The organism is Mucilaginibacter sp. R-33 (assembly GCF_049949235.1).
In the GTDB taxonomy this organism is placed as follows: domain Bacteria; phylum Bacteroidota; class Bacteroidia; order Sphingobacteriales; family Sphingobacteriaceae; genus Mucilaginibacter.
On record NZ_CP188089.1, the window covers coordinates 5,390,997 to 5,416,840 of the forward strand.

The following is a 25,844-nucleotide window of genomic DNA, read 5'->3' on the forward strand; positions in this document are numbered from 1 at the left end:
CCTAATTTCGAAATTCCCTTACAACCCTTTAGTTATAGCCTCATATACCACGTCCTGAATCCTCGGCCTGATATTAAGGCTGCCCAATTTACTGGACACCGAGGGGTTCACCCTGTTTGACAGGAATACATATACCAGGTTATATTTAGGATCAACCCAGATACAGGTGCCTGTAAAACCGGTATGTCCAAAAGCCTGATCTGATGCCAGTTTTGAAGGATAATGTCTTTCGGCTATCGGGTCCCAGCGGTCAAAGCCCAGTCCGCGGCGGCTCACCGGCGATTGTTTGGAGGTGAACAGGTCAACAACCTCCGGCTTAAAATATTGGGCACCGCCATAGCTCCCCTTGTTTAAAACCATCTGGTATAATATAGCCACATCATTGGCACTGCCAAACAGACCGGCATGCCCGGCAACACCGCCTAAAAGCGCTGCAGTTGGATCATGTACATATCCATCCAGTAATGACATGCGGTACTCCTTATCGTTTTCGGTAGGGATTATCCTGTCGGGCGTAAAGCGATATAAGGGTAAGAAACCTGCAGTTTGCATCCCCAGCGGAGTATAAAAACGCTGCTGTACATAAACGTTGAGCGGTACGGCGGTAATGTTTTCAACAACCTCCTGCATAAAAAGCATGCTTACATCACTATACACGTACTGTCCCCGTGTTTTCAGCGGAGAATTCAGCATGTCGGGCAGCATTACATCTTTATAATAGTCTTTGCGCAGGTAATAATGATCAGATACTTTTGTTGGGTAAGCGGCAGACGAATCGGTACTATGATCTGTCGGTTTTACCTTTTCAAACGACTGGATATCGGGGATCAGGCCCGCCTGGTGCAGCAGCACTTCGCGGATCCGGATGTCGTTTTTATTGCTTTTACGGGCAAGGGGAATATAATCGCCAAGGGTTTTTTCCAGGCTTAATTTACCCTGGTCGGTAAGCTGCATGGTTTCCATAGTGGTTGCCGATACTTTGGTCATGGAGGCAAGGTCAAAAATATCGGTCAGCTTGTCTGGGATCACATTATCATAGGTGTGATAACCGTAAGCTTTATTAAATATCACCTTACCATCTTTAGCAACCAATACCACGCAGCCGGGGGTGGCATGCTCACGGATGGCTTCCTGTGCTATTTTATCTATTCCCTGCAGGTTAGCAGCATTTATGCCGGCTTCTTCAGGAACAGTATATTGCAGTCTCGTTTTCTCGGTAGTAAAGCCCATCCCGGTTTTATAAACCGCACTGTAGTTTTTAGCTAATTTTTGAGAGATACTTACCCCGCCGAATATAGCTTCGGCACTGTACATGGCCGACACCTCGGATACCCGTTCTGTCCAGATCACGGGGGCGGTTATAACATCAAGCTTGCTCAATAGCGAACCGCTGCCGAAAGCCGCTACAACTATGTTCTTGTTTTTTTGATTGGTGCTGATAAAATCAATCACATCCGGATTGCTTAAATCGGCATCATTTACCTGTACTATAATGGTGTTGTAAAACTTCAGGTCGGAAGTAAGATTGGCCAGCGTTTTATTACCCGAATAAGCGGCACCATCAAACAGCTGTACATTGTTATATTTATTAAGCAAGCTATCAAAAACGGCGGCGTACTGGTTATTGAAATGCACACTGGCAATTTTCAAATCCTCCAGCTTTTGCAGCGGCACCAGGTATGAGGCATTGTTAAGCAACACGGTGGAGTTACCCACCAACCGTTCTTCGGCAATGAAGGCCTGCCCTGTTAACGGCGGATTTTGCGCGCAAGCGGTATTAAATAATGCAAACCCTAATAGTACTAAAGGAACACGGCCCCATTTATTTTTTATCATATACTTTAACTCCGTTTATATAGGTTTGGGTCACTTTGGTTGCCGGGATCTCGCTGCCTTTTACTTTCATAATATCTTTATCCAATATCACAAAGTCGGCGTATTTACCGGGTTCAATGCTGCCTTTTTCTTTTTCTTCAAAATTGGCTTTGGCAGCCCAAATGGTCATTCCCTTTAATGCTTCAACCCGGCTCAGAGCGTTTTCAGGTTGAAAACCACCTTCCGGAAAACCTTTCAAATCTTTGCGCTCAACCGCTGCATAGAACGTATAAAGCGGATTAATGTTCTCAACCGGGAAATCGGTACCCAAAGGGATCCACCCGTTTTGCTTTAACAATTGTTTATAGGCATAAGCCGTTTTAAGCCGTTCGCGGCCCAGTCTTTTACCGGCCCAGTACATATCTGATGTCGCGTGTGTAGGCTGTACCGATGGGACAATACTGTATTGGCCAAACATGTCCAGGTCTTGCGGCGATACTATCTGCGCATGTTCGATACGCCACCTCAGGTCGTTTTTGCCTTTTAAATTAGCCGCATAAATCTTAAGCATTACCCGCACTGCCGAATCACCAATGGCATGGGTACACATCTGGAAACCGCGGGCCGCTATTTTTGGAGCTATTTCTTCAAAATGCTTTGGGTTACTCAACAAAAAGCCGCTCCATTTGGCCGAGTCGGCATAAGGTTTTAGCAAGCAGGCCCCTCTTGAACCGAGGGCGCCATCGGCATAAACTTTAAAAGCCCTTACATTTAAACGGGGCGTTTTAACGATTCCCTTCTTAAACAGGTAGTCATAGTTCTCCTGTCGGTCGGCCAGCATCACATACAGGCGCATTTTCAGGTCGCCTTTATTTTGCAGCTCGGCAATGGTGTTTACCATGGTATAAGGCAGCCCGCAATCATCAACTGTAGTTAAGCCAGCGGCAAAACAATTTTTCTGTGCCGATAGCAGGGCTGTATCTATAATAGCGGCTGTAGGTTCAGGGATTTTACGGGTAACTATACCAACCGCGTTGTCAATCAAAATACCGGTAAGTTTCCCGTTACTGGTTTCTATTTCGCCGCCATTAATGGTTTGCCCCGGTTTAACACCGGCAATGTTCAGTGCGGCCTGATTGGCTATAGCGGCGTGCCCGTCAACACGGCTAAGGATCACCGGCCTCATCGGGAACAGCGAATCCAGCTTTGCCTTATCGGGGAAATGTTTATTAGTCCAGTCGTTTTGGTCCCAGCCATTACCAATGATCCAGCCATCGGTATTACGCTCGGCATAAGCTTTTACCGAATCGATAATTTCGGGCCAGCCATGGGTGCCTACCAGGTTTACTTCCTGCAGGCCCATACCATATTCATAAAAATGGGCGTGGGCGTCAATAAAGCCGGGATAAACCGCGGCGCCCTGCGCGTCAACTACTTCGCGGGCGTTGTATTTTTGTTCAAGGGAATCGGCATTGCCTACTGCAAGTATCTTTCCTCCGCTTACTACAAATGCGCCTGCTGTTGTAAAATTGCTATCTACGGTGTACACAACCGCGTTTTTTACCAGCATATCGGCATTGTATTCCTTTTGTTTGCAGGCCGCTGCCAGTAATAGCAGCGCGGGCAATAGTCTCTTCATAAAGTAATTGTATGTTTATTGTAATTGTATTAAACCACAAAAGTATATACAACTATCAAATCATAAAGTTATGCCTTCAAATATTTAATTTAGCATCGAAATAGAAATTGGAGGGAGTTTTTTTTAGATGTCAGACATTATTCAGCTTTTACCGGATGCCGTTGCCAACCAGATTGCCGCGGGCGAAGTAGTGCAGCGACCGGCTTCTGCGGTAAAGGAATTGGTTGAGAACGCTATTGACGCAGGTGCAGATAAGATCCAGCTTATTATTAAAGATGCGGGTAAATCACTGATCCAGGTTATTGATAATGGCTGCGGCATGAGCCTTACCGACGCCCGTATGTGCTTTGAGCGCCATGCAACTTCAAAAATACGCAAGGCCGAAGATCTGTTCGCCATCCGTACCATGGGTTTCAGGGGCGAAGCCATGGCGTCTATCGCCGCTATTGCCCAGGTAGAGCTGAAAACCCGCCGCCATGAGGATGAACTGGGCAGTTGTATAACTATTGAAGGCTCCGAAGTGATAAGCCAGGAGCCATGTGCAACTAACGCGGGCACATCCATCTCCATAAAAAACCTGTTTTATAATACCCCGGCCCGCCGTAATTTTTTAAAGAGCAACCCGGTAGAGATGCGCCATATTATTGACGAGTTTCAACGTGTGGCCTTAGCACATCCCGAAATCTTTTTCACCCTTCACCATGATAGCCAGGAAGTTTATCATTTGCCAGGCACCACGCTTAAACAAAGAATAGTACACCTATTTGGCAATAATTATAACCAGCGGCTGGTACCTGTTGAAGAAGATACAACGATTATTAAGCTGCGTGGATTTGTAGGTAAGCCTGAGTTTGCACGTAAAACCCGCGGCGAACAGTTCTTTTTTGTAAACAACCGCTTCATCCGCGATTCGTACCTTAATCATGCTGTAACAACAGCGTTTGAAGAACTATTGCCGGATGATTGTTTTCCGTTTTATGTATTGTTCATCGATATCGACCCTTCAAAAATTGATATCAACGTACACCCTACCAAAACTGAGATCAAATACCAGGATGAAAAGGCTATTTATGCCATAATCCGGTCGGCAGTAAAGCGGTCATTAGGCAGATATAACATTACGCCCAGCCTGGATTTTGACCAGGAAAACAGCATCGAGCACCTGATAACCCCCAAACCATTTGAGGAGATCATCGCCCCTACTATTTCCTTTAATCCAAACTTTAACCCCTTTGCCGATAAAGCAGAAAAACCCAGGCAGGAGCATCCCTTTTTGAGGGAGAGCGGAGGTTATAAAAAAGACCCTATTCCACAAAACTGGGATACTTTGTATGAGATCAGTAAAAAGGAAACCCTTTTTCAGCACGAGATCCACGAGGAAAAAACCATAGCGGTTGATGAGCAGGATGTAAGTAAACCAAGCGAGCGGCAACTGTTCCAGATCCATAACCGGTTTATCCTGTCGCAAATAAAATCGGGCTTTATGCTCATTAACCAGCAGGCCGCGCATGAGCGTATTTTGTACGAACGCTTTTTACAACAGCTGCAAAATCATTCGGGGGTGAGCCAGCAAAGCTTATTTCCGCAATCGGTAACACTAAACGGTGCCGATTTTGAGTTATTGAAAGAGCTTTTGCCTGATATCCGGTCGCTGGGTTTTGACATCCGCGAATTTGGAAAAAACACTGTGGTAGTAGAGGGGATCCCGGCCGAACTGAACAACGTTGGCGAGCATGAGCTTTTAGAACATTTACTGGAAGGTTTTAAAAACAATATGGCCATCCTTAAATTAGATAAACGGGATAACCTGGCCAGGTCACTGGCCCGTAACGGCGCTATTAAATCAGGAACCAAGCTATCCCTGGAGGAAATGAACCAGCTTATCGACCAGCTTTTTGCCTGTGAATCACCTAACCAGGCATTGAATGGTAAGCCCGTAATCAGTACCTTTACGATGAACGAATTAATGGAACGATTTGAAAAATAGCTGCTGGCTAAATTATATATGAACGGATACAATCAATCGCCTTTTGCTAACCTTACACCTGTTGTTAAAAACCTGCTGATTATAAATATAATATGCTTTTTGCCATTTGTATTGTTTGGGCAATTTTATGAGGCCAAAATAGTGCCATTGTTAGGCGGCTTTTATTTTAATTCGCCTTATTTTAAGCTATGGCAAATCATTACTTACATGTTCCTGCATGGGGGGTGGGGCCATATTTTCTTCAACATGTTTGCCTTGTTTTCTTTTGGCCCTATTGTAGAATATGCTATTGGCTCAAAAAAATTTTTTAACCTCTATTTTTTATGCGGAATAGGGGCAATTCTTTTTCAGATTGCGGTACAGGGCATAGAGGTGCATGGCATAACCGGCAGCTTTACCATTGCCCATCCCTCACTTCAGTCATCTTATGCGGAATATGGTGAAAATGCTGAAAAACTTATTGATATTTATGCAACACCGATTGTGGGGGCATCGGGAGCAATATTTGGTTTGCTGATAGCTTTTGGCATGCTGTTCCCAAATCTTGAACTGATGATATTGTTTATACCTGTGCCCATCAAGGCCAAATATATCATTCCTGTATATGTAGTGATAGAGTTATTTTTAGGGGTAAAGCAATTTTCCGGAGATTCGGTGGCGCATTTTGCACACCTTGGCGGTGCGCTTATCGGGTTTTTATTAGTTAAAATTTGGCGATTACAACGGCCAAACAATTTTTATTAATAACAGTAGTTATCTTTGTAATACAGCTTTATTATGAGCACCCTTTGGCAAAATATCCACTACAAAATGCTGCGCTCCGGCAATAGGCTGAACCTGCTTATCGGCATTAATGTGATTGTTTTTCTGGCGATAAACATTTCGGCAATAGTTGAACAGTTACTAACGCATTTTGGGGGCAGTATCATTTTACTTTATGCCGATAAGTATTTAAACATGCCGGCATACCTGCCAGATTTGCTTAAACGCTTTTGGACGCCGTTAACCTATATGTTCATGCATGCAGGTATACTTCATATCCTGTTCAATATGCTTTGGCTATATTGGATGGGGCAGATATTTGAAGAGTACCTTGGTAATAAACGTACTATAGGTTTATACTTAATGGGCGGCTTGGCCGGTGCTTTGTTATATCTGCTGGCCTTAAACCTGTTGCCTGCATTTACCAGTGCTAACGCTGCGCAGAACAGTACTATAGTTGGTGCATCGGCCAGTGTAATGGCCATTGTTGTGGCAACGGCCACCCTGTTGCCCAACTACACCATATCATTAATTTTATTTGGGCCGGTAAAATTAAAATGGCTGGTATTTGTAATCCTGGTTATTGATTTTTTGGGTATAGTTGGTGCAAACGCCGGCGGCGAAATAGCCCACCTTGGTGGTGCTTTAATGGGATTTGTGTATATTAAGCAATTACAAAAAGGCCATGATTGGGTAGGCGGAATAGCCGGGCTGTTTAAACGGAAACCCAGGTTAAAAGTGGTTTCAAATAATATGGGCAAAAACGCATCCGACTACCCACGCCAGGAAGAGGTCGACCGCATTTTAGACAAAATATCACAATCGGGCTACAATAGCTTAAGCAAACAGGAGCGGGAAATTTTATCGCGTGCAAGCAAACAGGAATAAATGATAAAAAAAAAGCAAAGTATTTTTAGCAGGGTATTGTTATGGATAAACCTGTTTTTCTGTTTTGCTTTACTGATAGGATATTTAGCCCCCTCGGTTGATCCGCGCAAGTATTGGTTATTCGCTTTCTTCGGCCTTGCCTATCCTCCTATACTATTGGTTAATATAATCATGATGCTGTATTGGCTGCTGCGCAAGCGCTGGCAGTTTTTATTTTCTCTGGTCAGTATTTTAATTGGCTGGGGAGTACTTAATAACAATATCGGGTTCAGATTTAAATCAAGCTTTTCGCTGCCCCCCGGGCTCAATGTTGTACATGTCATGACATACAACGTGCATAACTTTAAACATTTTGGCTTTAATAACGATATATCAACCAAGCATGAAATCCTGGAGATCATCAATAGCGAACAGCCGGATGTGATAGGGTTCCAGGAGTTTTATACCCGAAATAAAGGACAGTATGAAACGCGCGACTCGATCAACAAAATATTAGGCAGCAATAACTTTTACTTTGAACCTTTTAGTTTTAACAGCAGTGAAGCCATTGGCATGGCTATCTTTTCGAAATTCCCTATCCTATCAAGAGGTATGATCCGCCTTGCGGCCGACAGAACATCCGGCAACCAGTGCTTATATGCTGATATAAAAAAGGGAGATAAAATTTTCAGGTATTATAATATCCACCTGCAATCCATCAATTTTAACCCGGACGATTATAAATACATCGACAGCGTATCAAAAAAAGGAAAAACCGACATTAAATCAACCAAGCGCCTGGGGAGCAAGCTTAAAATAGCTTTTATGAAAAGGGCTGAACAGGTTTTCAAAGTAAAAGCACATGCGGCTCAATGCCCTTACCCATATATTATAGCCGGCGATTTTAATGATACCCCGTCGTCATTCGCTGTTAACCAAATGGCCAAAGGCTTAAACAATTCATTCCGCGAAAAAGGCTCGGGCTTGGGCCGCACTTATAACGGCGATTTCCCCAATTACCAGATAGATTACATTATGAGCAGCCAGCAGTTTTCGGTTTTCAACTACAAGGTGATCGAAAAAAAACTTTCAGACCATTATCCTTTACGCAGCGATCTCGTACTGAATTAACATAAGTCATTGCTCTTCGTTTGTAAAAATAAACCCGAAAGCCGGCAGGCAGTAACTTAAAATTGAAAAAATCGTAAGTTTGCGCTCATGCAACAAAATTTGTTTGTTTACAACACTTTAACCCGTAAAAAAGAATTATTTAAGCCCATTAACGCGCCGCATGTTGGCATGTATGTTTGCGGGCCTACTGTTTATAGCGATGTTCACTTAGGCAACTGCCGTACTTATATATCTTTCGACCTTATGTTCAGGTACCTTACAGCTATTGGCTACAAGGTGCGCTACGTACGTAATGTAACCGATGCAGGCCATCTCGAAGGAGACGCCGGCGACGAGGGCGAAGACAAAATTGCAAAAAAGGCCAAGCTTGCACAGCTTGAGCCAATGGAGATAGTACAAAAATATACCGTTGGCTTCAGGGATGTGATGAGGATCCTGAACAACCTACCCCCAAGCATTGAGCCTACAGCTACCGGCCATATCATTGAGCAGATAGAAATGGTGAAGGAAATACTTGCCAGGGGCTATGCTTACGAGGTGGATGGTACCATTTATTTTGATGTTGAAAAATATAACAAGAGCCAGGACTATGGCATACTAAGCGGCCGTAATCTCGAAGACCTTTTAAATAATACCCGCACGCTTGGCGGCCAGCAGGAAAAACATGGCAAGCTTGATTTTGCCCTGTGGATAAAAGCCAAACCCGAACACCTGATGAAATGGCCTTCGCCATGGGGCGTGGGCTTTCCCGGTTGGCACCTGGAATGCTCGGCCATGAGCCAGAAATACCTGGGCAGCCACTTTGATATTCATGGAGGCGGGATTGATCTTGTGCCAACGCACCATACCAATGAAATTGCCCAAAACGTAGCTTGCTGCGGTACCAACCCGGCTAATTACTGGGTGCATACCAATATGCTTACGGTAAACGGGCAAAAAATGTCGAAATCATTAGGTAACAGCTTTTTACCGCACGAATTATTTAGCGGTGAAAATTCGATACTAAATAAAGGCTACAGCCCCATGACGGTAAGGTTCTTCATGCTGCAGGCCCATTACCGTAGTACACTTGATTTTGGCAACGAAGCAATGGAGGCATCCGAAAAAGGGTTTAAACGCCTTATGAACGCCTTCACCCTGCTTACCGATGGATTAAAAGCCTCTGCCACTACCGAAGTTGAAATAGCACCATTAATGGAGCGTTGCTATGCGGCTATGAACGACGATTTTAACAGCCCGGTTTTAATAGCGGAGCTCTTTGAAGCATCGCGCATTATCAATTCGGTATATGATGGTAAATTGAAAATTGACGGCGCTAATCTTGAGCAGTTAACCGCGCTTATGAATTTATTTGTGGTTGACGTACTGGGTTTACAAAATGAGCAGGCGGCTAATGACGATCTGCCAAAAGTGTTAAACTTTATTGTCGATCTGCGCAGCGGTGCTAAAGCCAATAAGGATTATGCCACGTCAGATAAGATCCGTGATGGTTTATCACAGATAGGTTTCCAGCTAAAAGATAGTAAAGAAGGGACTACCTGGAGCAAAGCCTGATAACAGGCCACGATTTTAAAGCGAGTTGTAGTAGCTGAATAATTTAGCTAAGGCAGCATCGCTTTTAAAATTAACTTTGTTGGTTTTGATATACTCCTGCATTTTATCGCCCTTGTCGCTCATTGCTGCGAGGATGGTTTTTTGCGACGGCCTGATCTTTGTCATTTGGTTATTAGCAAAAAGATAATAGCTATTGGCCGTCATGAAAGTTTTGGTGGTCACCTGCGAAGCAAAGCCCGTTGACTCAAGTACTTTTTTCTTGTAATAACGGAGCAGTTTAACCTTTCCGTCTCCTACTACCTGGTAAAAAGTTTTTGAGGTTTGATCGTCCACAGCCGGGAAGCCGCTGCTAAAGTTCATATCTGTTTGGTCACTTTCTTCAAGCGCGATGCCTTTTATTGAAAAACCTTTCACCGGGTCAACAAAGGCCTGTACCGATGAATCCCGGGGGCTCTTAAACAAAAGTTCATCCCCGTAAATATTATAGTTCAATATTGCATTAGCTATTTTGCCGTTAACGAAATAAACAGTGCCATTCAGCCAGTTATCGGTAAGGAGGGCGCTGCCTTGTATGCCATCATTGGTTTTAAGATAATATGGGCGGCCGGTATAATCAGAAAGATATTGCGCTTTTGCCTTTACACACAGCAATAAAAGTACAAATACGCAGCATAGCTTATACTTTTTCATGAAAGCAATTTATATTGATTTAAACAAAAACAGATTAGTTGGGTTATGAAGTTAAGTGTTTTTTTATTCAACTTCATTATTAAGTAAATTTAAATATTTACGCATATTTTATATGATCAAACCCGCTCTCTGCAATTATTTGCCCATATCTTCGTTTCAGGATAAAACAAAAATAATGCAATTGTTAAATTATGCTATGCTGCGTAATGCATTTTGACTATTGCGTTTCCGACTTAAAATTTATTACTAAATTGCTCCCTAAAACCCGAATATAAATATGAAGAAAATAATATTAGCTGCTACATTTATTGGTTATAGTGCTTTTGCCCTGGCGCAGGACGCTGTTAATGTAAACAAGGTAGTTAGTGTTGAACAAGCTTTTGATAAGTTAGTTGAACGTAAAGGAATAAAAGATGGTTTCCTGGCAGTTGCCGATCCCGATGGCATCATATTTAAGCCCGATGTAGTAAAGATTGTTGATTTTTATAGTAAAATTGATAAACAGGCCGGAAAGCTCAGCTGGCAGCCTAAATTTGCCCGGATCTCGGCCAATGGTGACCTGGCTTTCACCGCGGGCCCTTATATATATCAAAACGGCAAAACTGATGATGATAAAGTGTTTGGCGATTATGTATCTATCTGGCGTACTAACGCCGATGGTAAATTAAAGCTTCTCATCGACCTTGGCATCCAGCATCCTGAAGCTGAGGAAGAAGTTGTTACCGATTTTAAAGAACCCGACCCGGCGCACCGTTCAGGCCCAAGTAAGGATCCATTCGGCGCCAAAAATGTTATTATTGGTACCGATAAAACATTTAATCATGGGTTAACATTATCGGCTATGGCCAGTTATAAGGAATTTTTAAGCCCTGAGGGCCGCTATTATTTTCCCGGCTTTCCGCCAATGACCGGTACCGATGTGGTGATGAAGTTTATTAATAACGAAGCCATCAGCATCACTGCCGAAACTACCGATGGCGGCCGCGCCGCGAGTAATGACCTGGCTTATACCTATGGTCACGCCCGCATTACCAAAGGCAATGTTGTAGGCAACTACAATTATGTAAGGGTTTGGGAAATTGACAAAACAAAAAAATGGAATATCCTTCTTGAGATTTTCTCACCTATTGAGAATGAATAACCATTGTCTGAATCAGAATTTACAGAATTTTAAAATTAACAGAATAAAAAAGGCCTTGCAAATTAATCGCAAGGCCTTTTTTATGACATTCTGAAAGTTCTTTAATTCTGCAAATTCTGATTCAGACAATCAAAACAACTGCTCAATAATATCAGCTGCTGATAAGCCTTCGGCTTCCGCATGATAGCTGCGCACTATACGGTGGCTTAAAATAGGTTTGGCCACTGCCTGCACATCTTCAATATCGGGCGAGTATTTACCGTTAAGTACCGCGTGGCATTTAGCACCTAATACTAAAAATTGCGATGCGCGTGGTCCTGCGCCCCAGCTTAGCAAACGGTTAATTTGTGGTGTGGCAAACTCGCTGTTTGGACGGGTTTTGGATACCAGTTTCACCGCGTACTCCATCACATTATCGGTAACCGGAATATTGCGTACCAGTTGCTGAAAATAGATGATCTGCTGGGCGTTTAATATTTTATTTACTTCTGCTTTAGTAGTACTGGTGGTGTTCTTAACAACCAGCAGTTCCTCTTTAAATGAAGGATAGCTGAGGGCTACATTAAACATAAACCTGTCCAGCTGTGCTTCGGGCAGTGGATAAGTCCCTTCCTGCTCAATAGGGTTTTGGGTAGCCAATACAAAAAAGGGCTGTGCAAGCTTATGTGTTACGCCGGCTGCGGTAACCGCTTTTTCCTGCATGGCTTCAAGCAGGGCAGCCTGCGTTTTTGGCGGCGTACGGTTTATCTCATCGGCCAGGATAATGTTTGAAAAAACCGGGCCGTGGATAAATTTAAAATTGCGGTCTTCACCTAATATTTCAGAGCCAATAATGTCTGAAGGCATCAGGTCGGGCGTAAACTGGATCCTTTTGAAGTCAAGGTCAAGCACCTGCGATACCGTTTGCACCAGCAGGGTTTTTGCAAGCCCGGGCACACCAACCAATAAACAATGCCCGTTACTGAAAATAGAGATCAGCACAAATTTTATCACTTCATCCTGGCCTACTATTACTTTACCTATTTCGGCACGAATTTGCTGGTAGGCCTGTTTTAAAGCGTTTGCGGCTTCTACATCAGAGCTGTGTTGCATAAATTATTTAGATGATGATTTGGTTTTGGTTTCGGGTATTACGGGCGAGGGATTGGTATTTACCCATTTCTTCAACACATCATATGCCTGATATTCTTTATCAATTTTTATGAAAGTTTCCTTGCGGCGTTTTTCGAACCATTGAGATACAGTTCTGTTAACCTTATCATTATAAGCATATTCCTTAAGTTTAGGGAAATCCTGCTCTAAATTGGCTTTATGGGCATTAGTGGCCGATTTAAGCATCAATATCTTGTAGCTCTTTTTACCATCGGCGCCGGTAAACAGATCGGGTTTAGAAATGCTGCCGATTTTCATCGTATCGGTAATAAGCGCCACTTTGGGATCAAGTTTATCGGTAGGGATAAATGTTGAGCGGCTTTGTACGTCTTCGGCATTAAGCATCATACCACCGTTGTATTTAGTGTCTTTGTTGTCTGAGTAATACGCTGCAGCGCTTGAAAAATCGACACCCACATTTTTGTCTTTTATAAGTAAGTTGTAAATACTATCGGCTTTTGCTTTTGCCCTATCCAAGCTGGCCTGGGTAACAACCGGTGTAATGAGGATATGCCTCACGTGAACCTGTTCGCCGCGGCGTTCAATCACCTGTAAAAAGTGGAAACCAAAATCCGTTTCAAATACCGGGGAAATTTCACCTGCTTTTAACTTGAAAGCGTTTGCGGTAAATTCCTTCACAAAAGTGGTGCGGTCGGCAAATCCAAGGTCGCCTCCTTCAGGTGCCGAACCCGGATCCTGCGAATAAAGCCTGGCCAGTGTACCAAAGTCTTCGCCCTTTTTAACACGCTGCCTTAACTCTTCGGCCTTAGCTTTGTAAAGGTCTTTTTCTTCTTTAGTTAACTTAGGCTGAAAAACAATCTCACCAACTTCAACTTCTTTATTAAATGAAGGCAAGCTGTCCTTAGGGATTCCATCGTAATATTTTTTAACATCCTGAGGGGTAACATTCAGCTTCTCGGTAATGTGCTGCTGCATTTTTTGAGCAACCATCTGCTCTTTCAGGTCGGGCCTGATCTCATCTTTGTACTGGATAACCGAACGGCCTAAAAATGCTTCCAGTTTTTCCTGCCCGCCCGCGCGCTGCGTCATTTCACGCATACGGCGGTCAACGTTGGCATCAACATCTTCTTCCTTTACTTCAATACTATCAATTGCGGCTTGCTGGGCAAGCAGTTTTTGGGTTAACAAAGTTTGTAAAATGCGGGCCTTAACAGATGGATCGGGCTGATTTCCCTGTACCAGGAAGTTAGCGTATGACAGTTCAATGTCTGATAGCAGTATCGGGCTGTTACCAACTACCGCTGCAATTTTATCAAGTGTTTTTCCGGGTGTGGAGGCAATAACCGAATCGGCTTTAACCAGTTTTTTTGCTGCTGTATCTGATGCTACCTGTGCCTTTGCAAATGTTATTGTTAAAATAAAACTTAGTACTAATACTCCTAACTTTCTCATGTAACGCTGTTATACTAAATAAAACGGGATAGTTAACCCGTTAAAAACTACGAATTTCGGTAAAATTTATTAATTATAACCGAACAAATATTTTCTGCAAAACCAACCGGCTATAATTGTGCTAATATGCCTATAAAGCTTGAAACCGTTTAACTACTTTTGGTTAAAATTTGTTAAAGTGAAAGTTGAGAACCCCGCCGCGTTTCGTTTTTTGTTAGAGGATGAACTTTACCTGCTCAATGCAGATAAGCTGTTATATGATAAAATTACTGAATCCGAAACTCCTGCGGCAGTACCACTATCTCCTGTAACTGAAAATGCCAAACCGGCACCAGTAACCATTATTCCTTCTTTAACTCCTGAACCTCAGGTAGTAATAAAAACGCCGGTTGATGACTTTAAGTATCTGGGTAAAAACTTAAAGAACTTTTTGGTGCTTACATGGTATAAAAATGCCGGGTTTATAATAGCCGAACATTTAACCGCCCTTGAAAACATCTTGAAGCGTAAAGAACTTAGCCCTGATGATGTGGCGATATTCAATCTGGCAAATTTCAGTGAAACCAAATTCAGCCAGTTGAAAACATTTTTTAAACCAACCAAGGTACTGGTTTTGGGAGGAGACGCCCTGCCACAGGATATAAAGGTGCTTAAACCAAATAAACCGGTAACCTCAAACGGGATCACTGTGCTTTACAGTTATTCATTTGATGAGATGATGGATAATGTGGAGTATAAAAAAACCTTTTGGGAGTTGGTTAAAACATTATAATAAAACACGCCACTAAGATATATGCAGCAATTAGTTTTTGCTACCAATAACCGCCATAAGCTTGATGAGGTTTCGGCCAAGCTTAATGGCGCCATCCAGTTACTAACCCTGAACGACATTGGTTGTTATGATGATATTGAGGAAACAGGTACAACTTTTAAAGCTAATGCCTCCATCAAAAGTCACCATGTATATGCCGAATATAAGCTTAATTGCTTTGGCGATGACAGCGGGCTGGAAATTTACGCCCTGAACGGAGAGCCGGGTGTATACTCGGCCAGGTATGCGGGTGCCCATGGCAATCATGCCGCCAACATCAGTAAAGTGCTCGATAATTTGAAAGGCGAAACCAATCGTAACGCCCGCTTTCGCACGGTAATTTCCCTGATCTGGAACGGCGAAGAGTACTTTTTTGAAGGCACTGTTGAAGGTAGCATCCGGCAGGAGTTAAGCGGGAGCGGCGGTTTTGGTTACGACCCCATTTTTGAGCCCGCAGGATACGATATTACCTTTGCCGAGATGAGTATGGAGGAAAAAAATGCCATCAGTCACCGGGCAAAAGCGATGGAACAGCTGATTGCATTTTTAAATGAAGCCGGTGAATGATCGTTTTAGTACACTCAGCTTCAACTTAGCGCGTTACAATAACAGTTATTTATAAATAATAAAGGTGCTTTTTTTCTAATGGTAAAACGTTTAACTAAATTTATTCGATATTAGCAGGAAGAAACGAAACCTTAGTGGTGTAAGCCCCGTAAAATAGAGCTATAAGGAATAACCTATGAACATTATTAAGCAAATCGGTAAAATTTTATCGGAAAGGGATACCAACCCTAAGTTTATTAATAGCCTTAAAAAAGTTCGGGAAGCGGACCAGATTGCCGAATCAATCAATAAAAGGTTAACTGAATTAGAAAAACGCACCCGCCAGCAAGCGGTGAATTTATAATTACACACTTTGGCAGGATTTATGCTATTTATGCATAAAATATACTGTCATGAAAAAGTTAATTCAGACCTCAATCGCAATCTTTTCACTTGTTTTGGTCATTTCGGCCTGCTCGTCAACCAAAAGCACAACTACGTCTAATGTATCGCGCGGTAAATTTGTTGGTACCTGGACCTGCAATAATGTAAGTTACGACGGCCTTGTACAAAATGCAGTACAGAGCGTATTTGATCAGGCTCCCCCCGAAGCCTTTATTGGCAGCACATGGAAGCTCACCAACAGTGGTAACGGTATCTACACTTTAACCAACGGAACATCGCAAACCATTTTCTGGTCGGTTTATAACGGTGGTACAACCGGTACACAATTCCAGTTCAAAAAACTTTTTGAAGGCGATAAAGCCAAAAACGTATCAGAAGGATATCGTTTGGATATTGCCAGCAACGATGGCTCAACCATGACCCTGAAATCGCCCGTTACCGTAGGCAATAGCACCGGATACATTGTTTATTCGTTTACTAAAAACCCTTAATTGAGGTTAAAGGTAAAAGGCGAAAGGTTAAAGGTTTCCTTTCCAGCTGATAAAATGAAAAAGGCGAAGTTCGGAATATCTCAAACTTCGCCTTTTTCATTTTCAGCGCGAGGCCAAACCTTTCGCCTTTTACCTTTATCCTTTCACCTTCTTACTCGGCTGGTGCAAATTTTAAGCATACCGGGTTTCCGATATCAACTCTGATACCTGTTTGGGCAAGTTTGCCGGTGTTTTGGTCTATTTTAAATACCCACATGTTATCGCTGTTCTGGTTAGCCACTATCAGGAAGTTACCTGTTGGGTCGATAGCGAAATCGCGTGGGTTTTTGCCATAGGTGGACTGGCGCGCTACAAAAGTAAGCAAACCTGTTTCCTGGTTAACAGCATAAATATTGATCTCGTTAGTTTCTAAACGATTTGAAGCATACAGAAAGCGGCCATCGGGCGACAGGTGGATAGCGGCACCTGCTGTTTGGCCGGTAAAGCCATCTGGCAACATGGTAATGGATTGTTTCTGTTTCAGCTTGCCGTTATTGTAATCAAACGCGATTACGTTCGATCCCATTTCAGTTACCAGGTAAACAGTCTTTTTGTCGGCCGAAAACTCCAGGTGCCTTGGGCCTTCTCCTGAGGTAACACTTACAAAGGCCGGTGTTGCGGGTACAATACGGGGCTCTTTTGAAGGGCGGTAGCGGTAAACATTTATTTTATCGGTGCCAAGGTCATTATACAATACATATTTTTCATCGGGTGTAAGGACCGCCATATGCGCGTGTGCAGATTCCTGCCTTTCCTTGTTTATGCTATGGCCATCATCATGTACCGTTTGAATTCCGTTAGCTATTGAACCATCTTTATTCAAAGGCATTACCGCAACGTTGCCGCTCGAGTAGTTAGCTATGATCAGGTTTTTCTGTGCTTTATCAACCGAGATATGGCACGGATCGGCGCCCAGTGTTGATTGCTTGTTGATAAAAGTCATTTTGCCTGTTTTGGGCTCAAATGAAAATGCGCTTACCTCGCCTTTAGGCAGTTCGTTAACCGCGTAAATAAATTTATTATTGGCGCTTAACGTTAAATACGACGGATTATTTACGCCATCAATTTCACTGAGATAAGCCAGTTTGCCGGTTTCGGCATAAAAACGGTATACCACAATACCTTTACTTTTGCCGGTGGTATAAGTACCAACCACCAGGTCGAAAGTTTTAGGCCCTGTTTTTTTATTTTGTGCAAATGTTAGCGCCGGTGAAAGCATAGCTATGATCAAAAGAAATTTCTTCATGGGTGATTATATAAGGTCTATTTAATTAATTCACAAATAGCAAAAATACTGACAATCATATAGCTTTAAGCTTTATGTATTCAGCTTAGCCTTACAATTATTGCTGTGCAAGATAACAAAATAGACAAAAAAAATGCCCCGCTGTTTAACGGGGCGTTTTATTATTTCATCAGGTGTTTTAACTGGATCACCTCTTTTTCATCAAGGTAACGCCAGCGGCCACGCGGAAGGTCTTTTTTGGTAAGGTTGGCATAAACCACCCTGTCCAGCTTCACCACTTCGTAACCCAGGTGCTCAAACATACGGCGCACAACACGGTTTTTGCCGCTGTGGATCTGGATACCAACTTCACGTTTTGATCCACCGGCTACATACGATACCGCGTCGGGCTTAATTACGCCGTCTTCCAGCTCAAGGCCGAAAGTTAATTTATTCAGGTCGCCCTGGGTTAAGCTTTTGCTCAGTTCAACCTGGTATAATTTAGTAATGCTGTTACGCGGGTGCGATAGCTTATCGGCCAAATCACCATCGTTGGTCATTAACAACAAACCGGTGGTGTTACGGTCAAGACGGCCAACGGGGTAAATACGCTCGCGGCTTGCCTTTTCAACCAGGTGCATTACGGTACGGCGCTCCTGCGGATCATCTGTAGTTGTGATATAATCCTTTGGCTTATTTAACAATACATAAACCATTTTCTCGCGTTTCAGCGTTTCGCCGTTATATTTAATAGTATCCTTAAACGGATCAACTTTGGTACCTAACTCTGTTACCACTTCGCCGTTTACGGATACCACGCCCGCGGTAATCAGCTCATCGGCCTTACGGCGTGAGCAAATACCCGCGTTTGATATGTAACGGTTCAGGCGGATCAGCCCATCGTCTTCTGATTTTTTTGCAGGAGAATTTTTACGCCCGCGCATGGTTTTAGGGGCATCCTGTTGGTTTTCCCTGTCATGCGGTCTGTGTGCCGGCCTTTCGCCAAATGGTGATTTCTCTTTAAAACCGCCTTCACGTTTTTTGAAGCTGCCTTCGGTTCCTCTTGGTGCAAATTTACGTTCGCCCCCTGCATCACCGCCAAAGCTTCTTTTAGGTTTGCCCTCAAAACTTGCTGATGAACGGGTACGCGGAGATGAGTAAGGTTTCTTTTCGCCCTGTGATTCGCCGCCGAAACTTCTTTTCGGCCTGTCGTTATCACCGGTTGTTGGCCTGCCGCTGTAAGGTTTACGCGGGCCGCCACTAAATGACTTCCTTTCGCCTGTGCTATCGCCGCCAAAGTTTCTTTTTGGCCTGTCGTCGCTGTCGGAAGCAGGCCTGCCAGAGTAAGGCCTTGGCTTAGCGCCTGATCTTTTATCGCCAGACGATTCCCCGCCCCTAAAACTGCTTTTGGGCTTATCGTCACTGAACCTGTTGCTTTGGAATGTTTTTTCCGGCCTGGAAAGTATTTTTTTCTCTCCGTTTGGAGTAGCTTTACCTTTTGGGGTTGATGCTGATTTTTTTGGTCGGTCGTCGGATCTTGAACTCCTTGATGACGACTTTCCGGGTTTGTCGTCGCGACTACCTGCTGGTCTCTTAAATACCATAATTTTTTGTTTAGCGCTTTCGCAGCGTGAGGGTCAAAGTTACGCTTTTTTGCCAATTTTTATCTAAAAAGATCAAAAAAATATCCTCTTGCAAAATCGCCGTTTAAACGGTTTTAAACACCGTTTTTGAACCAAAAATCAACTCTAAAAAAGTTAGCAAAATGGTAAGTATTTGATTATGTGATCTGTATAGCCTACCTTTGCAGCACATTCTACCAAATGTATAGTTAAATGATAGGAAAAGAAATGATTAAAAAACACTTACTTACGTGCTCCGTAACACTGGTGCTGGTTCTCATTTCAGAGCTTAATATTTTCGGTACAACGATCATCGAAAAGGCTGCAAAAGCGGCAACTTTAAGCACCCGAACCTCAGATTTTATTTTTCTCAAAAGCTCAAAGGCAGTTGCTTACAACTTTGCCAATGAGGCTTTACCGGTTAATGACGCAAGGGTTACGCGTAAACTCAACAAATCGCTCAGGCAGCATGACTATAAAAGCGTGCAAAGCAATATATTGCACCGCAAAGCCGAGCTATGGTTCCCCATTATCGAACCAATTTTGAAGTTTTATGGTATCCCCGAAGATTTTAAGTATGTACCGCTGGTCGAGTCAGGCCTTAAATCAGGTACATCATCTAAAGGAGCGTCGGGTTTTTGGCAATTTATGCCGGGTACTGCACGTACCTACGGACTTAGAGTAGGCCATGGCGTTGATGAGCGGAAAAACCTTCGCAAGTCAACCATTGCAGCCTGCAAGTATATCAAAGAACTATACGATGAATTTAACAGCTGGACACTGGCTGCTGCTGCCTACAACAATGGCTCGATCAAATTAGCGCGTGCCATTAACAAGCAAAAAGAAGATAACTACTTTCGCATGAAGCTGAACCGCGAAACCGGTTCATATGTTTACAAGCTAATTGCCATGAAAGCAGTTATAGAGCAGCCAAAAGAGCACGGGTATGATAATTACTTTATCATTCCGCCTGCATCACAGTTGCTGGCAATTAATTAACAGCAGGTAATCATACTGTAAATTAATTAAAAGATTACATTACGGAGCACTTTGAGGCCGGTCATCCACAGTGGATGATCGGCCTTTTTTGCTTATATTTGTAGCAAACTGTTGATGGTTTAAGCCAAAAATTTTAGGAAAGCAGTGTTTTGTAAAAAACTGGTAACTATAATAATTAGCTTCAAACAATGTCAATAAATCCATATTAATAAAGTATGAGTACAAAACCTCTTGTTGACCTGGGCGAGCAAAGTGAAGTTGAAGTTTATGGTGCCCGGGTGCATAACCTGAAAAATATAGATGTTTCCTTTCCGCGCAACCAACTGGTGGTAATTACCGGCTTGAGCGGCAGCGGCAAGTCATCACTGGCATTTGATACTATTTATGCTGAAGGCCAGCGCCGTTATATGGAAACATTTTCGGCCTACTCACGCCAGTTTATGGGCGGGATGGAGCGGCCGGATGTTGATAAGGTATCGGGCCTGAGCCCGGTGATTGCCATTGAGCAAAAAACTACCAGCAAAAACCCACGCTCCACAGTAGGTACTATTACCGAGATCTACGATTTTATGCGTTTGCTTTTCGCCCGTGCCGGCGATGCTTACTCTTACACCACGGGTGAAAAGATGGAGCGTATGAGCGAAGACCAGATCCTGAAAACCATAAGTGAAAAATTTGACGGTCAGCCGGTTAATATCCTGGCCCCGGTAGTAAAGGCACGTAAAGGCCACTACCGCGAATTGTTTGAATCTATCCGTAAGCAGGGCTTTTTAAAAGTTTGGGTTGATGGCGCTATCGCGGATGTTGAACCCAAAATGCAGGTTGACCGTTACAAGATCCATGACATTGATATTGTGGTTGACCGCCTGGTGGTAAGCGAGAAGGACAGCAAACGTTTGTACACATCCGTTCAGCAGGCTTTGAAAATTGCCAAGGGCATTATCCGTATTGCCGATAAGGATAATAATGTGTCCTATTATAGTAAATACCTGATGGACCCGGTTTCGGGCATCTCATATGATGAGCCTCAGCCCAATACATTTTCGTTCAACTCGCCCTATGGTGCCTGCGAAAAGTGTAACGGGTTGGGTTATATTTTTGAGGTTGATGAAGCTTCGGTGATCCCTAACCCGAAACTGAGTATCATGAACGGTGGTTTAGCCCCTATTGGCGAGTACCGTGAAACATGGATTTTCCAGGTGTTGAAATCGCTGGCTAAAAAGTATGAGTTCTCGCTCTCAACCCCTATCGAAAAACTGAACCGCGATCAGTTGGATATGATCCTGAACGGCGCACCCGAAACATTGAGCGTTGCTGTTGAATATAACAAATGGAACGTTCAAAGCTACCAGATCACTTTTGAAGGTATTATCCGCATGCTGGAGGAACAGCAGGAACGCCGCAACGATGAAGGAATGGACGATATGGAGAACTATCGTGTACTCCGTACCTGCCCGGTTTGCGAAGGTGCAAGGCTCAAAAAAGAGTCGCTGCATTTTAAGGTAGATGGTAAAAATATTTTCGAGCTGGCCTGTATGGATATCAATCACCTGCAGGAATGGTTTGATGGCCTGGAAGACCGCCTTAACGAGCGCCAGAATGTGATTGCTAAAGAGATCCTGAAAGAGATCCGCGCACGTATAGTGTTTTTACTGGATGTGGGTTTGAGTTATTTAACGCTTGATCGTACTGCTAAAACCCTATCGGGCGGTGAAGCACAACGGATCAGGCTGGCTACACAAATTGGTTCACAGTTGATGAATGTGATGTACATTTTGGATGAGCCAAGTATCGGTTTGCACCAACGCGATAACGAACGTTTGATCAACGCCCTTAAAAATCTGCGTGATTTAGGAAACACAGTACTGGTTGTTGAGCACGATAAAGACATGATCCTGGAAGCCGACCACGTAATTGACATGGGCCCGGCAGCCGGTGTACATGGTGGCCAGGTTGTTGCCGAAGGTACTCCGGCGCAGCTAATGGAAAAGCATACGCTTACCACTTCATATATCAATGGCGAGCGGGAGATTGCGGTGCCCAAAAAACGTCGCGAAGGTAATGGAAAAACCCTGAGCCTGAAAAAAGCTACCGGTCACAATCTTAAAAAAGTATCGGTCGATTTCCCTTTGGGTAAACTAATCGGCATAACCGGTGTATCGGGCAGCGGTAAATCAAGCCTGATTACTGAAACTTTATATCCTATTTTAAATCATCATTTTTTTAGGGCGAAGAAACAACCGCTGCCTTATGAAAAAATTGAGGGGTTAGAGCATATTGATAAAGTAATTGAGATAGATCAAACGCCAATCGGCCGTACACCGCGCTCAAACCCTGCCACTTATACCGGGGTGTTTTCGGACATCCGCAATCTGTTCGTGGCACTACCGGAATCAAGGATCAGGGGATATAAACCAGGTCGTTTCTCGTTTAACGTAAAGGGCGGCCGTTGCGAAACCTGCCAGGGTGCAGGCATGAAGGTAATTGAAATGAACTTTTTGCCCGATGTGCAGGTACCTTGCGAAGAGTGCGGCGGCAGGCGTTACAACCGCGAAACGCTGGAAGTGCGTTACCGGGGCAAGTCCATCAGCGATGTGCTGGATATGAGCATTGAGGACGCTACGCCATTCTTTGAACACATTCCATCTATCTATCGTAAAGTAAAAACGCTGAACGATGTAGGTTTGGGGTATATCACCTTAGGCCAGGCCTCAACCACGCTATCCGGCGGCGAAGCACAGCGTGTTAAACTGGCTACCGAGCTATCTAAAAAAGACACAGGAAACACCTTTTATATATTGGATGAACCTACTACAGGTTTACACTTTGAAGATATCAACGTATTGTTAGGTGTACTTAACCAATTGGTTGATAAAGGCAATACTGTTTTGGTAATTGAACATAATCTTGATGTTATTAAAGTGGCCGACCACGTAATTGACCTTGGCCCGGAGGGCGGTTCGGGCGGCGGTAATATCCTGTTCTCGGGCACGCCTGAAGGTTTGTGCAAAGTAAAGAACAGTTTTACAGGTAAGTTTTTGAAAAAAGAAATGGGGTTATAAGCATTAATCAAAACTTCATAAGTTTATCTCTTAACGTAAAACCAAAACAACATGTACAGAAACTTGTACATGTTGTTTTGGTTTTATACCTTTATAAAAACTAATTTGAATGGAGATCACAACTTACACTGCCTTCAGGCAGCAACTAAAATCTTTTTTAGATAAGGTGCGGAATGATCATAAGCCTTTGGTAGTGACAAGTGCCAATGCCGAAGATATTGTTGTGATATCGAAAGCTGATTACGAAAGCATGGAGGAAACTTTCTATCTTTTAAAAAGCCCTAAAAATGCAGAAAGATTACTTCATGGTATCCAGGAATATGAAAAAGGTTTAGGCAAGGAAAGAAAGCTACTTGAAGAGTGAAGATAATTTTCCAAAACCCTGCATGGGAAGATTACCTTTATTGGCAAACGACAGATAAATCTATTTTAAAGAAGATCAACTCTCTTATCAAAGAAATAGAACGAACTCCATATGAAGGAAGTGGAAAGCCCGAACCTTTAAAACATAATTTAGCTGGCTGGTGGTCGCGCCGGATAAATCTCGAACACAGGCTAATTTACAGAGTAGAAGCAGACGCGATATTTATTCTGCAATGCAGATATCATTATTGATTATATTTTCCCTTTCCGTAGCTTTATCGTTTAAACAACACCCTCATGAAAAAAATACTACTCATGCTATTCATAGCAGGTTCGTTTGCAGCCTGTAATCAACCTAAATCAACAGACACCGCCAGCGGCATTCCAGCCAATAAGGATCTCGCCAAAGTTTTTGAAGATTATTTTCAGGACGGCTTAAAACTTTACCCGCTTAATGCAACCTACATTGGCGACAGGCGCTATAATGACTTGCTACCTAACGATGGCTCTGCTGAGTTTTTGAAAAAGGCGCATGATTATAACTCGGTTTACTTGTCGAAAGTGAAAAACTTTGACCGCGCAGAACTGAACGAAGACGATAGGCTATCATACGATATATTTACCTACGAGGTGCAACTGGCCCTTGATAATTTCAAGTATCATTTTGAGTACATGCCTTTTAACCAGTTTTATGCCCTGCCAATTACCATGGGGCAGCTGGGCTCGGGCTCTGGCGCGCAGCCCTTTAAAACGGTTGTTGATTATAACGACTGGCTTAAGCGATTATCCGCTTTCCAGATCTGGGCAGATACAGCCATAGCTAATTTTAACAAAGGCATCAAAACAGGCGTAGTGCTGCCAAAATGGTTAGTTGTTAAAATGATCCCCGAAATGCAAGACCTGGTATCAAAAGATGTAGAAAAAAGCTTATTCTACGGACCGGTTAAGAATATGCCGAAGGATTTTTCGGACGCGGATAAAAAACAGCTGACCGAGGCGTTTAAAAAAGCGATAACTACCATTGTTAATCCAACCTACCAAAAACTGGCCGATTATCTGAAAAACCAATATCTGCCCCACGCGCGCGCTACTTCCGGCTTTTCATCCCTGCCGGATGGTACTGCTAAATACACCTATTTAGTTAAACAACAAACCACTACCGATAAAACCCCGGAAGAGATTTATCAGTTAGGCCTGAAAGAAGTTGCCCGGATCCGCGGCTTAATGGATAGCATCAAAACCAGTGTTGGCTTTAAGGGAGATTTGAAGGCGTTTTTCGAACACATGAAAACCGACCCTAAGTTTACTCCTTACAAAACCCCGAAGGATGTACTTGATGCTTTTGAAAACATTCACAAACGCATGGAGCCAAACCTGAAAAAAATGTTTAACCATGTGCCTAAAACCCCTTTCGAGATCAGGCAAACCGAAGCCTTCCGCGCGGCATCGGCCAGTGCCGAATATAACCAGGGTTCGGCAGATGGTACCCGTCCCGGTATTTTTTACGTGCCGATATTAGATGCCACTAAGTTTAACACTACATCGGGCATGGAATCGTTGTTTTTGCACGAAGCAATTCCTGGTCACCATTACCAGATTTCGTTAACCCAGGAAAACGCTTCATTGCCAAAATTCCGCCGCTTTGATGGCGGGGAAACAGCCTATGTAGAAGGCTGGGCGCTGTATTGCGAATCATTAGGGAAAGAGCTTGGCTTGTACACCGATCCGTACCAGTATATGGGCGCGTTAGGCGATGAGATTCATCGCGCTATCCGTTTGGTAGTTGATGTCGCCATCCACACCAAAGGAATGACCCGTGAGCAGGCTATTAAATATATGATGGATAACGAAGCCATCAGTGAGCAAGGTGCAACTGCCGAAATTGAACGTTATATGGCTATCCCCGGCCAGGCATTGAGCTATAAAATAGGCGCACTCAAAATCCGCGAACTGCGCACCAAATATGAAAAGCAATTAGGCAGCAAATTCAATATCGCCGAATTTCATGATCAGGTGTTAAAAGACGGCGCTATGCCAATGGCGGTTTTTGAGGCTAAAATGGATGCCTGGGCTGCGAAGAAGTAAAAAGAAAATTGCTATAATACAACGCGTCATTGCGAGGCACGAAGC

22 protein-coding genes are annotated in these 25,844 nt (G+C 43.4%); 15 read left to right on the forward strand and 7 right to left on the reverse strand.

The genetic code is table 11. The features are described from left to right. Nucleotides 1-18 precede the first annotated feature (18 nt). Nucleotides 19-1,836 carry a serine hydrolase domain-containing protein gene (locus ACP26M_RS22280; RefSeq protein ID WP_426583402.1) on the reverse strand — a complete coding sequence of 606 codons (1,818 nt, stop codon included), beginning with the start codon at nt 1,834-1,836 and terminating at the stop codon, nt 19-21. Continuing rightward, complete coding sequence (locus ACP26M_RS22285; protein WP_426583403.1) at nt 1,823-3,454, reverse strand: amidohydrolase; 1,632 nt, start codon at nt 3,452-3,454, stop codon at nt 1,823-1,825. Before ACP26M_RS22285 ends, ACP26M_RS22280 begins: the two co-directional genes overlap by 14 nt. 127 nt (nt 3,455-3,581) lie before the next feature. On the opposite strand from ACP26M_RS22285, the gene mutL reads away from it, so the two are divergent. The 5 genes from mutL (at nt 3,582) to cysS (ending at nt 9,755) form a co-directional block, all read left to right on the forward strand. Beyond that, nucleotides 3,582-5,441 (forward strand): DNA mismatch repair endonuclease MutL, encoded by a 1,860-nt coding sequence (gene mutL / locus ACP26M_RS22290; protein WP_426583405.1) that lies wholly within the window; start codon nt 3,582-3,584, stop codon nt 5,439-5,441. Nucleotides 5,442-5,459: 18 nt separating this feature from the next. Next, on the forward strand, nt 5,460-6,185 hold the full coding sequence (locus tag ACP26M_RS22295) for a rhomboid family intramembrane serine protease (RefSeq protein ID WP_426583407.1): 726 nt from the start codon (nt 5,460-5,462) through the stop codon (nt 6,183-6,185). A 33-nt stretch (nt 6,186-6,218) separates the two neighbouring features. Beyond that, nucleotides 6,219-7,091, forward strand: coding sequence for a rhomboid family intramembrane serine protease (locus tag ACP26M_RS22300; protein WP_426583409.1), 873 nt, complete (start codon nt 6,219-6,221; stop codon nt 7,089-7,091). After that, a complete protein-coding gene (locus ACP26M_RS22305; RefSeq protein ID WP_426583411.1) occupies nt 7,092-8,201 on the forward strand; it encodes an endonuclease/exonuclease/phosphatase family protein in 1,110 nt (369 codons plus the stop codon). It begins immediately after the preceding gene. An 87-nt stretch (nt 8,202-8,288) separates the two neighbouring features. After that, on the forward strand, nt 8,289-9,755 hold the full coding sequence (cysS, locus tag ACP26M_RS22310) for a cysteine--tRNA ligase (RefSeq protein ID WP_426583413.1): 1,467 nt from the start codon (nt 8,289-8,291) through the stop codon (nt 9,753-9,755). Nucleotides 9,756-9,770: 15 nt separating this feature from the next. On the opposite strand, the gene ACP26M_RS22315 is transcribed toward cysS, so the two are convergent. After that, nucleotides 9,771-10,445, reverse strand: a complete 675-nt coding sequence (locus tag ACP26M_RS22315; protein WP_426583415.1) for a hypothetical protein — start codon at nt 10,443-10,445, stop codon at nt 9,771-9,773. 277 nt (nt 10,446-10,722) lie between these two features. Between ACP26M_RS22315 and ACP26M_RS22320 the strand changes: the two genes are divergently transcribed. Then, nucleotides 10,723-11,586, forward strand: coding sequence for a hypothetical protein (locus ACP26M_RS22320; RefSeq protein WP_090532564.1), 864 nt, complete (start codon nt 10,723-10,725; stop codon nt 11,584-11,586). A gap of 129 nt (nt 11,587-11,715) precedes the next feature. Here the strand turns inward: ACP26M_RS22320 and ACP26M_RS22325 are convergent, their stop codons facing one another. Next, a complete protein-coding gene (locus tag ACP26M_RS22325) occupies nt 11,716-12,678 on the reverse strand; it encodes an AAA family ATPase (RefSeq protein WP_112655623.1) in 963 nt (320 codons plus the stop codon). 3 nt (nt 12,679-12,681) lie between these two features. Beyond that, nucleotides 12,682-14,151, reverse strand: coding sequence for a peptidylprolyl isomerase (locus tag ACP26M_RS22330; protein WP_426583418.1), 1,470 nt, complete (start codon nt 14,149-14,151; stop codon nt 12,682-12,684). Between the two features lie 178 nt (nt 14,152-14,329). Between ACP26M_RS22330 and ACP26M_RS22335 the strand changes: the two genes are divergently transcribed. From ACP26M_RS22335 to ACP26M_RS22350, 4 genes are all read left to right on the forward strand, one after another. Further along, nucleotides 14,330-14,923 (forward strand): hypothetical protein, encoded by a 594-nt coding sequence (locus tag ACP26M_RS22335; protein WP_426583420.1) that lies wholly within the window; start codon nt 14,330-14,332, stop codon nt 14,921-14,923. Between the two features lie 21 nt (nt 14,924-14,944). Beyond that, on the forward strand, nt 14,945-15,529 hold the full coding sequence (gene rdgB / locus ACP26M_RS22340; RefSeq protein ID WP_426583422.1) for an RdgB/HAM1 family non-canonical purine NTP pyrophosphatase: 585 nt from the start codon (nt 14,945-14,947) through the stop codon (nt 15,527-15,529). 175 nt (nt 15,530-15,704) lie between these two features. Beyond that, the gene (locus tag ACP26M_RS22345) at nt 15,705-15,872 is read left to right on the forward strand and encodes a hypothetical protein (RefSeq protein WP_175490073.1); all 168 of its coding nucleotides are present in this window, start codon (nt 15,705-15,707) and stop codon (nt 15,870-15,872) included. 49 nt (nt 15,873-15,921) lie between these two features. After that, a complete protein-coding gene (locus ACP26M_RS22350; RefSeq protein WP_426583425.1) occupies nt 15,922-16,404 on the forward strand; it encodes a hypothetical protein in 483 nt (160 codons plus the stop codon). A 151-nt stretch (nt 16,405-16,555) separates the two neighbouring features. Here ACP26M_RS22350 and ACP26M_RS22355 read toward each other — a convergent pair whose 3' ends face one another. Next, the gene (locus tag ACP26M_RS22355; protein ID WP_176626140.1) at nt 16,556-17,689 is read right to left on the reverse strand and encodes a lactonase family protein; all 1,134 of its coding nucleotides are present in this window, start codon (nt 17,687-17,689) and stop codon (nt 16,556-16,558) included. A gap of 161 nt (nt 17,690-17,850) precedes the next feature. Continuing rightward, nucleotides 17,851-19,272, reverse strand: a complete 1,422-nt coding sequence (locus tag ACP26M_RS22360) for a pseudouridine synthase (RefSeq protein ID WP_426583427.1) — start codon at nt 19,270-19,272, stop codon at nt 17,851-17,853. Between the two features lie 231 nt (nt 19,273-19,503). Between ACP26M_RS22360 and ACP26M_RS22365 the strand changes: the two genes are divergently transcribed. The 5 genes from ACP26M_RS22365 to ACP26M_RS22385 all read left to right on the forward strand — a co-directional run bounded on the left by ACP26M_RS22365 (nt 19,504) and on the right by ACP26M_RS22385 (nt 25,799). Next, the gene (locus ACP26M_RS22365; RefSeq protein ID WP_426583429.1) at nt 19,504-20,289 is read left to right on the forward strand and encodes a lytic transglycosylase domain-containing protein; all 786 of its coding nucleotides are present in this window, start codon (nt 19,504-19,506) and stop codon (nt 20,287-20,289) included. Between the two features lie 215 nt (nt 20,290-20,504). After that, nucleotides 20,505-23,351 carry an excinuclease ABC subunit UvrA gene (gene uvrA, locus ACP26M_RS22370; protein WP_090532550.1) on the forward strand — a complete coding sequence of 949 codons (2,847 nt, stop codon included), beginning with the start codon at nt 20,505-20,507 and terminating at the stop codon, nt 23,349-23,351. Between the two features lie 109 nt (nt 23,352-23,460). Continuing rightward, nucleotides 23,461-23,715, forward strand: a complete 255-nt coding sequence (locus ACP26M_RS22375; RefSeq protein WP_090532548.1) for a type II toxin-antitoxin system Phd/YefM family antitoxin — start codon at nt 23,461-23,463, stop codon at nt 23,713-23,715. After that, nucleotides 23,712-23,966 (forward strand): Txe/YoeB family addiction module toxin, encoded by a 255-nt coding sequence (locus ACP26M_RS22380; RefSeq protein ID WP_090532546.1) that lies wholly within the window; start codon nt 23,712-23,714, stop codon nt 23,964-23,966. Before ACP26M_RS22375 ends, ACP26M_RS22380 begins: the two co-directional genes overlap by 4 nt. Before the next feature lie 45 nt (nt 23,967-24,011). Next, nucleotides 24,012-25,799 (forward strand): DUF885 domain-containing protein, encoded by a 1,788-nt coding sequence (locus ACP26M_RS22385; RefSeq protein WP_426583433.1) that lies wholly within the window; start codon nt 24,012-24,014, stop codon nt 25,797-25,799. Nucleotides 25,800-25,844: the final 45 nt, after the last annotated feature.

Bases quoted from the DNA above. Each gene is read 5' to 3' on its own strand.
- ACP26M_RS22375 (WP_090532548.1), top strand. From the start codon at position 23,461: ATGGAGATCACAACTTACACTGCCTTCAGGCAGCAACTAAAATCTTTT.
- ACP26M_RS22360 (WP_426583427.1), bottom strand. From the start codon at position 19,272: ATGGTATTTAAGAGACCAGCAGGTAGTCGCGACGACAAACCCGGAAAG.
- ACP26M_RS22325 (WP_112655623.1), bottom strand. From the start codon at position 12,678: ATGCAACACAGCTCTGATGTAGAAGCCGCAAACGCTTTAAAACAGGCC.
- cysS (WP_426583413.1), top strand. From the start codon at position 8,289: ATGCAACAAAATTTGTTTGTTTACAACACTTTAACCCGTAAAAAAGAA.
- ACP26M_RS22385 (WP_426583433.1), top strand. From the start codon at position 24,012: ATGAAAAAAATACTACTCATGCTATTCATAGCAGGTTCGTTTGCAGCC.
- ACP26M_RS22350 (WP_426583425.1), top strand. From the start codon at position 15,922: ATGAAAAAGTTAATTCAGACCTCAATCGCAATCTTTTCACTTGTTTTG.
- ACP26M_RS22320 (WP_090532564.1), top strand. From the start codon at position 10,723: ATGAAGAAAATAATATTAGCTGCTACATTTATTGGTTATAGTGCTTTT.
- ACP26M_RS22280 (WP_426583402.1), bottom strand. From the start codon at position 1,836: ATGATAAAAAATAAATGGGGCCGTGTTCCTTTAGTACTATTAGGGTTT.
- ACP26M_RS22285 (WP_426583403.1), bottom strand. From the start codon at position 3,454: ATGAAGAGACTATTGCCCGCGCTGCTATTACTGGCAGCGGCCTGCAAA.
- ACP26M_RS22300 (WP_426583409.1), top strand. From the start codon at position 6,219: ATGAGCACCCTTTGGCAAAATATCCACTACAAAATGCTGCGCTCCGGC.
- ACP26M_RS22330 (WP_426583418.1), bottom strand. From the start codon at position 14,151: ATGAGAAAGTTAGGAGTATTAGTACTAAGTTTTATTTTAACAATAACA.
- mutL (WP_426583405.1), top strand. From the start codon at position 3,582: ATGTCAGACATTATTCAGCTTTTACCGGATGCCGTTGCCAACCAGATT.
- ACP26M_RS22365 (WP_426583429.1), top strand. From the start codon at position 19,504: ATGATAGGAAAAGAAATGATTAAAAAACACTTACTTACGTGCTCCGTA.
- ACP26M_RS22355 (WP_176626140.1), bottom strand. From the start codon at position 17,689: ATGAAGAAATTTCTTTTGATCATAGCTATGCTTTCACCGGCGCTAACA.
- rdgB (WP_426583422.1), top strand. From the start codon at position 14,945: ATGCAGCAATTAGTTTTTGCTACCAATAACCGCCATAAGCTTGATGAG.
- uvrA (WP_090532550.1), top strand. From the start codon at position 20,505: ATGAGTACAAAACCTCTTGTTGACCTGGGCGAGCAAAGTGAAGTTGAA.
- ACP26M_RS22305 (WP_426583411.1), top strand. From the start codon at position 7,092: ATGATAAAAAAAAAGCAAAGTATTTTTAGCAGGGTATTGTTATGGATA.
- ACP26M_RS22345 (WP_175490073.1), top strand. From the start codon at position 15,705: ATGAACATTATTAAGCAAATCGGTAAAATTTTATCGGAAAGGGATACC.
- ACP26M_RS22315 (WP_426583415.1), bottom strand. From the start codon at position 10,445: ATGAAAAAGTATAAGCTATGCTGCGTATTTGTACTTTTATTGCTGTGT.
- ACP26M_RS22295 (WP_426583407.1), top strand. From the start codon at position 5,460: ATGAACGGATACAATCAATCGCCTTTTGCTAACCTTACACCTGTTGTT.